This is a genomic window from Halobacillus sp. B23F22_5, from assembly GCF_043497085.1.
Taxonomy (GTDB): domain Bacteria; phylum Bacillota; class Bacilli; order Bacillales; family Halobacillaceae; genus Thalassobacillus.
Window position 1 is genome coordinate 686,721 of record NZ_JBIEKI010000001.1, and the last position, 14,678, is coordinate 701,398.

The 14,678-nt window shown below is 31.8% G+C and carries 11 protein-coding genes; all 11 read left to right on the forward strand.

The features are described from left to right. The first annotated feature begins 842 nt into the window (after nt 1–842). The 11 genes from ACGTN9_RS03215 (at nt 843) to ACGTN9_RS03265 (ending at nt 14,428) form a co-directional block, all read left to right on the forward strand. Nucleotides 843–1,907, forward strand: a complete 1,065-nt coding sequence (locus tag ACGTN9_RS03215) for a glycosyltransferase family protein (protein ID WP_499590444.1) — start codon at nt 843–845, stop codon at nt 1,905–1,907. A 99-nt stretch (nt 1,908–2,006) separates the two neighbouring features. Then, complete coding sequence (locus tag ACGTN9_RS03220) at nt 2,007–3,305, forward strand: O-antigen ligase family protein (RefSeq protein ID WP_499590446.1); 1,299 nt, start codon at nt 2,007–2,009, stop codon at nt 3,303–3,305. Between the two features lie 555 nt (nt 3,306–3,860). After that, entirely contained in the window at nt 3,861–4,907 is a 1,047-nt protein-coding gene (locus ACGTN9_RS03225; protein ID WP_499590448.1) for a glycosyltransferase family 4 protein, read from the forward strand. Nucleotides 4,908–4,962: 55 nt separating this feature from the next. After that, nucleotides 4,963–6,168, forward strand: a complete 1,206-nt coding sequence (locus ACGTN9_RS03230) for a polysaccharide pyruvyl transferase family protein (protein WP_499590450.1) — start codon at nt 4,963–4,965, stop codon at nt 6,166–6,168. Between the two features lie 67 nt (nt 6,169–6,235). Continuing rightward, complete coding sequence (locus ACGTN9_RS03235) at nt 6,236–7,516, forward strand: nucleotide sugar dehydrogenase (RefSeq protein ID WP_499590452.1); 1,281 nt, start codon at nt 6,236–6,238, stop codon at nt 7,514–7,516. A gap of 84 nt (nt 7,517–7,600) precedes the next feature. Next, nucleotides 7,601–9,442: a heparinase II/III domain-containing protein gene (locus ACGTN9_RS03240; RefSeq protein WP_499590454.1), complete on the forward strand. Its 1,842-nt coding sequence runs from the start codon at nt 7,601–7,603 to the stop codon at nt 9,440–9,442. Between the two features lie 23 nt (nt 9,443–9,465). Next, nucleotides 9,466–10,647, forward strand: a complete 1,182-nt coding sequence (locus tag ACGTN9_RS03245; RefSeq protein WP_499590456.1) for a glycosyltransferase family 4 protein — start codon at nt 9,466–9,468, stop codon at nt 10,645–10,647. 136 nt (nt 10,648–10,783) lie between these two features. Beyond that, entirely contained in the window at nt 10,784–12,076 is a 1,293-nt protein-coding gene (locus tag ACGTN9_RS03250; RefSeq protein WP_499590458.1) for a lipopolysaccharide biosynthesis protein, read from the forward strand. A gap of 75 nt (nt 12,077–12,151) precedes the next feature. Beyond that, on the forward strand, nt 12,152–13,162 hold the full coding sequence (locus tag ACGTN9_RS03255; RefSeq protein WP_499590460.1) for a hypothetical protein: 1,011 nt from the start codon (nt 12,152–12,154) through the stop codon (nt 13,160–13,162). Continuing rightward, a complete protein-coding gene (locus ACGTN9_RS03260) occupies nt 13,092–13,766 on the forward strand; it encodes a sugar transferase (RefSeq protein ID WP_499590462.1) in 675 nt (224 codons plus the stop codon). The genes ACGTN9_RS03255 and ACGTN9_RS03260 overlap by 71 nt, the downstream gene beginning before the upstream one ends. Nucleotides 13,767–14,191: 425 nt before the next feature. Beyond that, nucleotides 14,192–14,428 (forward strand): hypothetical protein, encoded by a 237-nt coding sequence (locus tag ACGTN9_RS03265; protein WP_499590464.1) that lies wholly within the window; start codon nt 14,192–14,194, stop codon nt 14,426–14,428. The last annotated feature ends 250 nt before the right edge of the window (nt 14,429–14,678 follow it).

Genomic DNA, 14,678 nt, shown 5'->3' on the forward strand with positions numbered 1-14,678 from the left:
GAAGTGAAATGAGCTCTGTAACTTCACAAAATTTTTTAAAAAGTTTGGGGGCTTAAGCCTCACTTTACGTAAGTTAAAGGGTAAGTATAATAGTAATTTAAAAACATACTGCATAAGTTACGTTTCTCATAAATAAAAAGTTAAACAGACTAGATTAACTTCTTATTTATGAGCTAACTATGAGGAGCATTCCTGTTATGAAATAAGTGAAATTCGAAACAAAAAGAGCTCCTTAGGATAGTAGGGAGTGTCGAAAATTAGCATTTCACCTCTAATTTGAACCAAGGAGGAAGAATTATTAATACGTCTAACTCGTCATCTACGTAGCGAAAAACAAATATGTCACTATAGAAAACGAAATTCATACAGTAATAGCTGATGGACAAGAGCGTGATTAAATCTTTGCAATTGGGGTGGAATATCACCATATTTTATTTACCATGTCAGCTTTGCCATTAGAATAGCCAACCCTAAAGAAGCATTTAAGAGTAATGCCAACAGTATGAAGAGCGTTTCAGAAGCAGCAAAAAGAACGGAAGCTATGCTTAAGGGTTATGGCTTTGCCAAGTAAGGTTATCCTGTTCACTTGTGATCTTTATTTAAAAACATAGGATAAAAAGGGGTTAGACTGTAATTGTATGTAAAATATACAATTAACAAGTAAATACGTCCTTTACCTTAATAAAAGAAAAGATTTCTCACTTTGATTAAATTACTCCAAGTAGTTGCTTTCAACTGTTAACTAAAGAGTCACCGTGAATCTTTAAAACAAACATTATATCCATATAAGGGTAGATAGAGAAAATTAATTAATAAAACTGATTATAAGTGGGTGGACTTACTTGAAGGTATATTTATATAACCATAATTTTACTGAACAATCTTTTAGGCAAATACAGACAACAATTAATTCGGTTAATAACGACATAATATTGGACGAAGAGTGGGAGGGAAGGTTAAATAATAGTATAGCAAAAGGTAAATCAATCACTTACCAAAGTTTTTTTGATTTTCTAGATCTAAAAGGTGAGAAGGTAATTATATTTTTTAATATAATAGATGGTTACAAATTGAAAAAGTATAAAAAACGTAAAGATATTTATTTAATCTTCAGGCCAAGAGGGATTATTCCTGAGGAATCTTATTATAAAAAAGGTTCAAAGAATAGAAAAAGGATCTTGGAACACATAGAGTATAAGGTATTAAAAAAAACAGATTACTTTATATTCATATCTGAAAACCAAAAGATACATTATTTATCAAAATATCAAGACCTTACAAATGAACTTAATAATAACACAATTATTCCGAACTTGAAACCAAAAATAGATTATAATCTAAAGAGTATTAATAACAGTGAAGTAAAACTAGTTTATTCTGGGGGTTTTTCTAAATGGCAAAATATTGAACTAATATTTAAAACCGTAAGTCAAATATACAAATATAGTAGTCTTCCTATCAAATTTACAATATTAACATTTGAAGAAAATTTCAAACACGCACACACTCTTGCAAAGAAAAATCATTTATCCGAAATAGTGAATGTTAAGTATATTGAACCTTTATTATTAGATGAGGAATTATTTAATCATGATATTGGTATAATCATAAGAGATAATAACATAATCAATTTAGCTTCTTCCCCATTCAAAATATTTGACTATATAACAAATGGTTTGTCATTGATCGTATCTGATAGTCTAGAGCCAAATGTGCGGGATATTTTAAATAATAAACAGTATTTTGTAGTTAACTATAACAAGTACAGTCTTAATTATAATATAGAAGACTTGTTAGATTATATTTCAAAGTTTAAGAATACTGACATTAAAAGGTCTATTTTAGGCAGATACTCAGATTACTATATAGAGAGCCCAAAAATTAACTTCAACGATATTCTTATTTAATTTATAATGTTGTAATTCACCTATTACTAGGTGTGGCCTTCTTGATTATTTATTACTTGTAGGCTCAAAAATATTTAATTATCAGAAGGGGGGGGCATTTTGAATTTAATTCATACAATCTTTTTTCTAATATGCTTATTTTTCTTTTTTAAAACATTATTCAAAGATTTTCGCAGAGGTGTATTAATTGGGTTAACTTTTACAACCTTTTCGTTGACCTCTTTTCCATTATTTGTGTTAAATATGAATGGTTTAGCTGCATCTTTTCAGTTGTTGTTTTTATTTTTGGCTTTTGTTTATTTTTTATTTAAGAAAAACAAAGCAGGATTTATTAAATACTTATTAAACAAATATAATTTGTTCCTTTATTTTTTCATTATTCTATTAACCTTCTATCTCTTTTTTTCCGGTACCCAAAGCTATGGGATTTATAAGATAACTTTCTTTATTTTAAAGTCAATTGGACCTATCATAGCATATACTATGTTTGCTCCCCTTAAGAAATACGATATTAAAGTAATAATTACTACTGTTATCATTGGATCTATTCTAACGGTAATGAATATATATAGTTACGCTGATATTACATCATCACTAAGAGTAACGGTTAGTGCAAATCCTATAACAGTAGCAAGGACTATTGGGCTAGGCTGCATTCTTCTAAGTGTGTTATTACTTACTGAGAAATTAAGACTTCCAATGAAAATATTATATTTGTTACTAATACCAATATTTATGCATACGATGTTGCTTACTGGTTCAAGAGGTCCCATAATCGCTGTACTTATTTCTGTAATTGGGGTGATTCTCTTGTTAGGGGGATTCTGGCAGAGGTTAAAGTACAGTACAAAATTGATTAGCTCCACGGTAATAATATTTCTTTTTATGCTTGTTACAAACTTTAATATTCAAGAAATAAATGGTTACCAAAGAGTAATGTCAAATATTATGGCAATAGGTGAAAACACCAGTGACCAAGGCAGAATAGAAAGAATGCAAATAGCTTTAAATGGGATATTGGAATCTGATTATTTTGGAGTAGGTACAGGTGGTTTCGCAGATCTTTATTCTACGTCTGCGAGAGCTTACCCCCATAATATTTTTCTTGAAGTATTTGTGGAATTAGGAATAATAGGACTTATCTTACTCTTAGCTTTAATGACCATTACCATATTTAGAGTGAAGAAGTTATCGCTAAATGTAGATATATCAATTATAGCAAAGGCATTTGGGGGGGCATGGTTTTTTTCTTTTATAATAGCAATGGTCTCTGGAGACATTTCCACAAATCAATATTTCTGGGTTACAGGTGGACTAATATGGTTATTACCGTGCCCAATTGAAGAGCCGGTTAAGGTGAAGAAAATAAAGGAGCATTCTTGTAAGGAAGAAATATGAAGAATGCATAAAAAAGTTCTCTTGGTACGATAAAGAGTGTAATGCAAGACCTCTAAGTAAGTACTGAAGAGGACTCCTACTATGGATTTTCATACCAATTTATTGCTTAGCGCAAATGAATGAACAAATTCTGGTTATTGGCGCCGATTTGGCGAAACAAAAAAAACATTTCGCACGGGGCCGCCGATGGTCGTGGCCGGGACTTCGCCAAACGACTAATCTTCCGCAACATGATGCATGGATTCCCCAATATCCTGATCTATTTAGTTAAGGCAAAAAGCCACAAAAGAAGCATTTCAGACATCCACTATGGTTAAATAGAACGAAGGAATTTGCGCGCATCGGAGACATTCGAGGGTCCATCGCTATGGGTTTTTACTCATTCAATGTAAAATATCCATGGATCTCAATTTAAGGTCATATCCTAGTTCCATATATAACTTTTATTTTACATATGAAGGTGTCAACAACCGTCATATATTTTAACAAATCAAAAAATGGAAGAAAAACGAAGGGAACTAAGAAAATATTAATTCCATGAGAGAGGAAGAAATTATGAAACGGATTACTTTTATTGGTCCTGTATCCCCCCCTGTAAGTGGGCCTGGAATAAAAAATTCATTCTTATTAAATTCATTGATAGATAAACATGGAAACATAAAAGTAGTTAATACAATTGGGTGGAAGAAAAAGATATTTAAACTATTAAAGGAATTATTTAGAGATAGAAACGACAGGGTTGTATTATCAATATCAAGACGGGGGAGGTTTATTTTTCTACCATGTTTATTTTTGGTGAAAAAAATTCGGAAAAACTTTAAATACATTTTAATACCAGCAGGAGGAGGAACGTATCAAGAAGTAAATAAATTAAATATATTTTTCAAAAAGCTTATAATACTTGCACTTAAGAATTGTGATTATATATATGTAGAATCGCATCAGCTAAAAAAAGATTTAACAACTAAGTTTGGTTTGAACAATGTGAAATATTTACCTAATTTCAAAACTGTCAAACTTGAAACACCATCAAATTTTAAAAAAACAAATAAAGATCCTATTCGACTAGTATATCTCTCAAGAGTTAGAAAATTAAAGGGAGTGGAGATTTCTCTTGAAGCAATAGCAAAAATATCGGGTGAAACAAGTAAGAATATTACGTATGATATTTATGGCCCTATAGAAATCGGATATGAAGAGACATTTTTAAATAAACTTCAAGATTATCCTTTTGCAAGTTACAAAGGACCGGTGGAAATTTCAAAAGTAGCGGAAGTTTTGAGCCATTATGATGCTTTCGTTTTTCCTACATACCATCCGGATGAAGGCTTCCCTGGTGTTATTATTGATGCATTTATGGCTGGATTACCCGTAATTGCAACATCAAATAATTCAAATGGTGAGATTGTAAAAAACAATATAAATGGTTATTTGGTCGAGCCGCAAAATGTAAATGATTTAGCGGATGGAATTTTGAAAATAGTTGAACACGCTGAAATTAGGGGAAAAATGAGGGAAAATAATTATAAGGAAGCTGAAAAGTACGATGTTGATACTTTAATAGAAAAATTATTAAGTGAATTGAGATTGAAACAATGGTAAAAAAAAGAGAACAGGTTTTATTATTAATAATATTGAAATTATAGGAGTGAAAGAATTGTCCAAAAAGATTGCTTCATTAGTATTTGCTTATGGTTTGAAAAATGGAGGGGATATGGCAATTACACTGGGAGCTATTCAACAATTGTTAAATGCAGGATATGAAGTTAATGCGTATTCATTATTTGATAAAAAAAACAAGGAATATGAAAAAAGTAAGAAATATTTAGAGCAATTATTCCCTGAAATAAAAGTCCATGAATCTCCGTTTTCTTTAAATAGAGAAGGGGGTAAGTTCAATAAGCTAAAGGCGTATGTATTAGGTTTATTAACTATTATAGGCGTACAAAAAAAAAGAGATTTTTATAATAAGATAAAAGAGTCAGATGTATTGTATTTTAATGGAGGAAACCTTTTTCGGTCAGAATCATTTACTGATTATACAAGGTTATTAGCATTAATGTACCCTTTAAAAATCGCTAGAAAACTTAACCTCCCATATTTCATTCTTCCGCAATCTGCTTCAACTATAGATTCTATTGGTAGGTTAATATTAAAAAAAAATTTACAAAAAGCTCAAATTGTATGGACTCGTGAAAAAACGAGCTATAATTATCTAAAAAAATGTATACCTGACATAAATATTAAGTCAACTGTTGATTTGGCATTTTTTATAGAAAATACTCCTTTTTCCAATGTTAATAATCTAGTTAGTAATTGTTCTAATAAGAGAAAAGTAGCTTTTACTATTAGGACTCAAACGGTGGGTGACTTAAAACAGATAGATAAAGAGAAATATGACCAAATTGTTTCATTAATAAAAAGGTCCATAGTTACGCTTTTAAAAACTGGATCCTACGAAGTTATATTAATTATTCAAACTAAAAAGGATAAAGAGGTTACCACTTCCCTATACGAGAAAATAAGTAATGAATTTAATTACATACATTTAATTGAAGAATATGATGCATTAAAATTGATTAATATATATAAACATTGTGATGTGTTGTTAGGTATGAGGTTACATTCAATTATACTTGCTCTGTTATCAGGTACACCGGCTGTGGGCTACTTTGACGAAACATGGGGATTTAAAAATCCTGGTTTAATGAATAAATTTAATATGCCTTACTACCTCATTAGCAATGATACAACTGATTTAGTTGCAAAAGTCCAGGAATTAGCAAGTAATAAAGAAATAATAACAAAACAAATTGAAAAAATTATAGATGAAGAGAAAAATATGTTTACCACCTATCTTTAACTATATAAGAATGAACCCATATTATCTCGTAGATACTACCTGAAAATATTAGAAAGGAATGAAAAAAATGAAAAATAATAAACTATGTGTCGTAGGACTAGGTTATATAGGTCTACCAACAGCTGCAGTTTTTGCTGAAAATGATTGGGAAGTAACAGGGGTGGATATTGATCCTATAGCTGTGGACGAAATAAATAGAGGAAAAGCTCATATTAAAGAAAATGGTTTAGATGAAGTAGTAGGAAGAGTTGTAGAGGAGGGGAAACTTGTAGCAAGAATGTCACCGGTTGAAGCAGATGTGTTTATAATTGCTGTACCAACACCACATAATGAAGATTTAACAGCAAATCTTCATTATGTAGAAAATGCAATAAAATCACTGCTACCTGTATTAAAGAAAGATAATATAATAATAGTAGAATCAACAATACCACCAAGAACTACTAGAGATGTGGTTGAACCTATTTTAAGACAAGCAGGTTTTATATCAGGCGATGATATCTATTTAGCACATTGTCCTGAAAGAGTTTTACCAGGGAAAATTCTTGTAGAACTTTATGAAAATAACAGAATTGTAGGCGGAATAAATACTGTTTCAGCTAAAAGGGCAGCTGATGTGTATCGTACTTTTGTTAAAGGAAAAGTGATAGAAACAACTGCTGAAAGTGCAGAGATGGCAAAACTTATGGAGAATACTTATCGAGATGTTAACATTGCCTTGGCAAATGAATTAACCAAGATATCTGAAGGGCTAGATATAGATGCGCTTGAAGTTATCTCTCTAGCGAATGAACATCCAAGGGTAAACATACACCAGCCAGGACCAGGTGTTGGAGGACATTGTCTAGCTGTAGATCCATATTTTATTATTGAAAAAGCTAATGAAAAAGCTAGGTTAATCTCCGAAGCTAGATCTATTAACAACTCAATGCCACAATTTGTTATTAACCAGGTAAAAAAAGTAACAGATAAGTCATCCAAAATTGCTGTGTGTGGACTGGCATATAAGGGGAATGTTGACGATGTTCGTGAAAGTCCTGCTATTAAAGTTGTAGAAGAGTTATTAAGTGAAAATTATGAAGTACAAATATATGATCCGCACGTTAAACAAGAAAAAGTAGGATTTAAACTGTCTACGTATCAAGAAGCTCTACAAGATGCTGACATTATGTTAATTTTAACTGACCATAAAGAATTTGAAAATCTTAATTGGATGGATATTTCACTCTTGATGCGCACTCCAATCGTAGTAGACACTAAAAATTGCGTGAAGAATATCAATAGGAAAGAAAACTATTATAATTTTGGAAACTTGCATGAATTAAGGAAAAGTAAATTATATGTTTAGTTATCTTGATTTTTAATAATTAAAAAAGAAGTGTGTTTTATTATGTTAAATAAATTTAGAAATTATTGGTTGCTAATGTCCAGAATGAACTTTACGCAAATTTACTATAGATTTATCAAAATTATTAAGTTTAACCTTATATATCCAAAATGGGGAAAGAAACTTTTCCCATTTTATGATTTGGAAAGGTACTATGAAAATCAAATTAATCATTTTTATAAATGGGAAGATTTCAACGTAATTCAGAACGATACTACCTATAAAAAGGATAGAATTAGTGAGGCTGAAAAAATATGTGACTTAAACTTTACTTTTATAAATACTTCCCATAAATTTAAAGGACCTATTGATTGGAATATCGGTACAAATAAAGATAAATTATGGGTTTTTTACTTAAATTATTTTGAATTCTTAGTGGTCTTAATTGAAGCCTACCAGTTTACTAAAAATAAAAAATACATATTTTTTGCAATGAAACTGGTGGACAACTGGATAGATAATACAAGTCCGGGTCAAAGAAATTCATGGGAACCTTATACAATTTCACTTAGGTTAATTTCCTGGTCCTATTTATGGGAAATTTTACAGAAGAGTAATTATGAATTATATACAGGATTTAGGGGGAAATTTATCGGGTCAATTAAACAGCAAGCTGATTTTTTGTATTCAAACCTTGAAAAAGATCTGGCAAACAACCATTATACTGCCAATGGAAAAACTTTGTTTTGGGTAGGTATAACTTTTCCATTTATCAATAATTCAAGAAAATATTTAAATAAGGGGATTGAAATTCTACTTTCGCAACTTTTAAAGGAAGTACGTGAAGATGGATCTCAATATGAAAACTCCACTAGTTATCAAGTGATGACAGCAAAAGATTACTTAGAAGTACTAGTATATGCCAATAAGAACAATATCTCTTTACCCAAGGAATTAAGCATATATACTGAAAAAATGCTGGATTATATCATAGCTTTAATAAAACCAGACAAATCATTACCACTGCTAAATGATGCTGTGAAAGATTATCCAATAAATGCAAATGAATTATTAGCAGTTGGGGCAGTGTTCTTTAATAGAAAAGATTTTAAATTTGCAGCCGGAGAAGTAACCCCTTATTATTTATTAAAAATATTTGGGAACGACGGTCTGGACATATTAAGAAGTATGCCTGAATCCACTCCTAATTATAAGTCATTATTGTTAGAAGGATCTAATTATGGAGTAATGAGGAGTGGTTGGGAAAATGGCAGTTCTTATTTTTTATTTGATGCGGGGGATATTGGCCCTGAACATAATGCTGGTCATGCCCATGCGGACAGCCTGAGCATTTTTCTACATGCAAATAATGAAGATATCTTTGTTGACCCCGGGACATATGAATATAAAGCAGGTCAAAAGAGGGACTATTACAGAAGCACTCAATCTCATAATACTATTGAAATTGAAAATGAAGATCAGACTACTTTTTGGGGTGCCTTTAGACCAGGGTATATTGCAAGGAGTAAACTACTTTCAGTTGATTTTAATTCTAATAAAGAATCTTTTAGCGGATTGCATGATGGGTATAAGAGATTGAAACTAGATGTAACCCATAGAAGAGATGTGTCTTGGGATAAAGGTACCAAGTGGTATTTGAAAGATAGTCTAACTGGCGAAGGCATAATTAAGGGGAAGTTATATTTTCAAATAGGAAAGACTTGTAAAAGTGTGAAAATATCTAATGAAGGCTGTGAACTAATCTTTAATAATTCAGTTGTGTTTCTAGAGTTTACTTCTAATAATAAAATTGCCTTAGAAAAAGAAAAAGCATGGATATCAGAAGAGTGGAAAAATGAAATTAAATCTGAAAAAATTGTGGTCTCCTTTGAAGCTATTTCGCCAATTGTAGTGGAAACTAAAATAATAGTAAAAAATAAAACTTGATGTTATTTGAAAGGTGCATTTTAATGAAAAAAAGAGCGTTATTGATTTCTCAATACTTTCCTCCAGATATTAACGCAGCTTCATTCAGAATTAATGATTTATATAATGCCTTGCTGAGTAAAAAATATGAGGTAACAGTAGTTACGTCTTATCCACAAAAAGCGGAAGTTGAAACAACCAAAGAAATAAAAAATATTCACAGGATAAAATTGGGGAAAGTTGACAAAAAATCTTTCTTCAACTACTTAAAAAACTTCTTTGGTTTTATGTTTAAATCTACATTTTATTCTTTATTTCATTTACGAAGAGAAAAGTATGATTATATTATAGTGACTTCTCCGCCTTTATTTGTAGCAGTTGGCGGGATGATAGCATCACTAGTGAAAAGGAGCAAATTGATAATCGATATAAGAGATCTATGGCCTGACTCGGCTGTTTCAGCAGGTATGTTAAAATCTGATGGGTTATTATATAAAGTCACCAAAAAATTAGAAAAGCTTTTATATAAAAAAGCCGATATAATTACCTGTGTTTCCAAACCAATGAGGGACTATATATATGAAGAATCAAAAAACTCTAATATTCATGTGTTATATAATGGTATATCTCCCGAAACTCTAGAAAATCCACCGAGGGTTGAAGAGAGACAAAATATTGAGAAAGTAACGATAGGATATGCAGGTAATATTGGTATTGTACAAAATATGGGGGTTATTTTAAAGGTTTCTCAATTATTAGAGCAATATGATGTAAACTCAATATTCGAATTCATTATTATTGGAGATGGAATCGAACGTAAGAGGTTGGAAAAGGATGCGAAAGAATTAGGGTTGCAAAATATAATATTTACGGGTGCATTATCCAAAAAAGATGTAATAAGTAAGCTGAACAATGTTGATGTTTTATTTCTAAGCTTAAAAGAGGACGCTACTTTAGATAAAACTATTCCCTCCAAATTATTTGATTACCTATTGAACAATAAACCGATTATTACGAGTATTAAAGGAGAGGGTAGAAAAATACTAAATGATTTGGGGAGTACCTTGTTTTTTGAACCTAGTAGCCCTGAGAGCTTAGCCAACGCAATATTAGAGTATACCAAAGATAAAAGGTCGTACGATAAGGCTGCCAAAAATAATAGAGAGTATGTAATTAAAAATTATAATCGAGAAAAAGGTTTTAAGGAATTTTTGGAAAGAATTTAATATACTATTTGACTTCTCAATTATATATACAAGAATTATATGCCTTGTATTTTTTTATAATTAATGTTGTACAAGTGAAATATAGTACAAGTAATTATAACAAGCGTGGAAGAATTTGTTTTAAAGGAAGTCTTCAATGAAAGGTTATATTTCAATATTATTAAAAAAACCATTTGTGCGAAGTGTTATGGTGATGTTTACTGGAACAGTTGCAGCTCAAGCTATCACCATGGCTTTAATTCCATTAATTACTCGCTTATATGGTCCAGAAGTTTATGGATTAATGGGGGTATTTGTTTCAATTATAAGTATTATTACTCCGGTTGCTGCGTTAAGTTATCCTATTTCTATCGTACTCCCTAAGAGTGATATGGATGCGAAAAAACTAATTCGTTTATCTTTGTATATATCAGGAATATTCGCAATTGGTTCGGGAATTATATTATTGCTCCTTCACCAACCTATTGTTAAGTTGTTTAAGATAGGAACTATTGCGCCTTATTTATATTTAATTCCTTTGGTGGTTTTGTTTGCTGGTTTAGTACAAGTTGTAGAACAATGGCTAATTCGGAAAAGGAAATTTAAAATTACAGCAAAAGTAACGTTTTTGCAAGCTTTAATTTTACAAGGGAGCAAAGTGGGAATGGGTATTTTTTACCCATTTGCTGGTGTACTTATTACTATAACTGCCCTAGGTAATGCGCTTAAGTCTTTCTTAATGATTATAATGGAAAAAAGTTCACATTACCAAGAAACAAATGAATTAGATGAAGAGTCAAAAACTATTAAAGAACTTGCTAGAGAATATAAAGATTTTCCATTATATAGGGCTCCACAAGTTTTTTTAAATGCAATAACACAAGGCCTACCTATTTTAATATTGGTAACATTTTTTGGGCCTGCATCTGCTGGTTTTTATTCAGTCGGTAAAACAGTTCTTGATGTTCCTTCTAGACTTATAGGAAAGGCCATAGGCGATGTATTTTATCCCCATATTTCTGAAGCAGCTAACAATGGGAAGAATCTTACCCAGTTAATTAAGAAAGCGACTACCAGCCTTTTAGCTACAGGTGTGATTCCATTTGGAATAATAATTTTATTTGGCCCTTGGCTTTTTGGCCTTGTATTTGGGGATAATTGGATGGTAGCCGGCGAATATGCGCGATGGACAGCACTTTGGGCTTTCATCATGTTTGTCTATCAACCGTGTATTAGAGCCTTACCCGTTTTAAATGAACAAGCATTACATTTATATTTTACTATAATTTCTTTAGTTACACGTGTAATCGCCTTAGCTGTTGGTTATTATGTATATTCCAGTGATGTTGTAGCAGTTGCCCTGTTTGGAGTTACAGGAGCAATCCTTAACATTATTTTGATTTTAATAACTTTACAAAAGAGCAAAAATTTTGATAAGATCAATCACTAACATTCTTGACTGAAATCCTTCACTTTATAACAAATTACAGAGATTAAATTATAAAAAAGGAAAGGTGCAATAAAGTTGGATATTAAAAATAAATTATACGAAGAATTACTCTATTTAGAAGGTTGTAAGAATACAGCTATTATGATAAGTGTTACTGCTAAAGACGATGTGAGGTTTAAAATTCTTCCAAGAAGAGGGGTATTAAACATAACGATATCATGTTTTATGATTAATGATAAAAGTTTACTAAAAGAAACACTTTCTTTTTTTGACGGAAAAGTAGATTACGTTTACATAGATATAGAGCAAAAGCAAGAAGTTAATTTATTTGAAGTAGCAAGAGAAGTTATCAGCGAATCAAAGTTAGTAACCGTCAAACCAAATGACAGTACTTTTGAAGCATGTGATCTATTGTTAAGAAGGCAATTTAATGATGATCTAACTAACAAAAAGATAATAGTAATCGGGACTGGTAATTTAGCTAGTAAAATTGCGACAAGGTTGTCTGAAAGACAAGCAGACGTTTATATTCTTGGAAGATCTATAGAAAAAGAAAAGAGAAGTGTAGAAGCGTTGAATTTATTTTTGCCTAAAAACACCTCTTCAATACAAACTTTTAATAATTTTCCTCTCGACGTAAAAGCGGATGTAGTGGTTTCTTTTTTGTCTGGGGTATTTTCCAACGAAGATAGCCTATATCCAGTTATTGACAATTGCACTTTTATAGTTGATGGGGGTATTAATAACTTTAGTAGTGAGTTTATAAATAAAGCGCTTGCTAGTGACATTAAAATCACAAGACTTGATACTAGAATAGCATTGCCTTATCAGATGTTATCACAATTTAAATACGTTCATAATTTTTTCGATGATGTGTTTGGAAAAGCTATAATCGAAAATATACCTATTGTATCTGGTGGGTTTATTGGGGCAGAAGGTACAATCATTGTGGATAATATTAATCAGCCAAAACAGGTTTTAGGTATAGCTGATGGTGCTGGAGGTGTAAAGAAAAATGAGCATCTTATTGAAAAAGACAAAAACAATATACAAAGAATCCAAGAGTTCATTTCAGCTAACCATTAAACGGTTTTTTGAGGTGGTTTTTAGTTTTATTGTTTTAATTGCATTAATACCTATTTTTCTAGTTTTAGCTATATTAATAATTAATGAAGACGGCCTACCGGTGTTCTTTAAGCAGAAAAGAAGTGGTAAGAATGGGTACCGGTTTGATCTATATAAGTTCAGATCCATGAGGGCAACACAATTACCTGACGTAAAAAATAAGTATGATATTTATGACTGGAAAAATGGTATACCGGATGATTTTGTTTTTAAAACTGAGACTGATGAAAACCCGAATATTACAAGAATGGGGAGGTTCATCAGAAAATACAGCCTTGATGAACTACCACAATTTTATAATGTATTAAAAGGTGATATGAGCATTGTAGGACCACGTCCAGAGATTATTGAAATTACCAAGTACTACAATACTGAACAAAAAAGGCGACTAGAAGTAAAACCGGGTATAACTGGATGGGCACAGGTGAACGGGAGAAGTGAGATGAACCACGGAGAAAAAATTAGATATGACTTATATTATGTAGAGAATTTTAGTTTATGGTTGGACTTAAAAGTATTAATAAAGACTGTTAGTCAGGTGATTATTGGGAGAGGGTCTGTATAGTTCTTGTTCATCCCGCTTTTCTTGGGCATTATCGTTAGATGGCTCGATACATGAAAACCAGGCATGCTTGCGGCAGTCATGCAGGCTATGAGACTGCTAGGTGAAAGAGCTTAGAGAGTAGTAACACCCAGGATGGAGAGAGGCAACGTTTAATGCGCCACATTTTTCAATGCAGGTAAGCCGGCTTCTACAACCTTTGAAGCAGATTGACAAACACATAGATAGCCTTACTGTTTCCTTTTGTAATAAAACAATTTAATGAAGACTCGCTTATACATTTTTTGTTTAACAACGATGAGGGTATCAGAAGATGAATGGTTGTTTATTTTTGATAGTATAATTATGGTGTCTCTATACAAGGAAAGCGCAGCTTTAGAAATATTGTCTATCAGGTTGGGAAGTCCTTATCTGTTAATAATCCAGAGATGGCTACTCGGTATAAGGGGATGATTGATAGAGGGAAGCATTGTCGCCAGGCTTATATTGCTTTAGGGAATAGGATGTTACGTATCGCTTTTTCTATGATACGTCATCAAACGCTCTATGAATCTAACGATTCAAGTTATGCACTCGCAGACGTTCTTAAGAAAAAATTAAGAGCTGACAATGTCCGGTTCTTTTATGATAAATTCGTCATTACTTCATCCGTTACTTCGGCTTAATGGTTTCGTTTGGTGAAAATAAGGCATTTTCTAGGATGGTAGATCACATATTTTATGGTGCCTGAGGCTAATCGGAGACCTCGTGGGTCAGCGTTATGGATCTTGCCCTGCAAATACGAATAATTGAGTATTGCGGACAGATTGAGCCATCAGTGCGGTGATTTGAGCCACTATTTGCGGTCAACTGAGCCATTAAGTGCGGGGGTGAGAGCCACTCTTATTAATGTAGCTAATAATATAAACAACCACT

What these genes read in the sequence shown, in the direction of transcription:
- ACGTN9_RS03245 (WP_499590456.1), top strand. Translation starts at nt 9,466, where the DNA reads ATGAAAAAAAGAGCGTTATTGATTTCTCAATACTTTCCTCCAGATATT.
- ACGTN9_RS03260 (WP_499590462.1), top strand. Translation starts at nt 13,092, where the DNA reads ATGAGCATCTTATTGAAAAAGACAAAAACAATATACAAAGAATCCAAG.
- ACGTN9_RS03235 (WP_499590452.1), top strand. Translation starts at nt 6,236, where the DNA reads ATGAAAAATAATAAACTATGTGTCGTAGGACTAGGTTATATAGGTCTA.
- ACGTN9_RS03225 (WP_499590448.1), top strand. Translation starts at nt 3,861, where the DNA reads ATGAAACGGATTACTTTTATTGGTCCTGTATCCCCCCCTGTAAGTGGG.
- ACGTN9_RS03250 (WP_499590458.1), top strand. Translation starts at nt 10,784, where the DNA reads ATGAAAGGTTATATTTCAATATTATTAAAAAAACCATTTGTGCGAAGT.
- ACGTN9_RS03265 (WP_499590464.1), top strand. Translation starts at nt 14,192, where the DNA reads ATGGCTACTCGGTATAAGGGGATGATTGATAGAGGGAAGCATTGTCGC.
- ACGTN9_RS03240 (WP_499590454.1), top strand. Translation starts at nt 7,601, where the DNA reads ATGAACTTTACGCAAATTTACTATAGATTTATCAAAATTATTAAGTTT.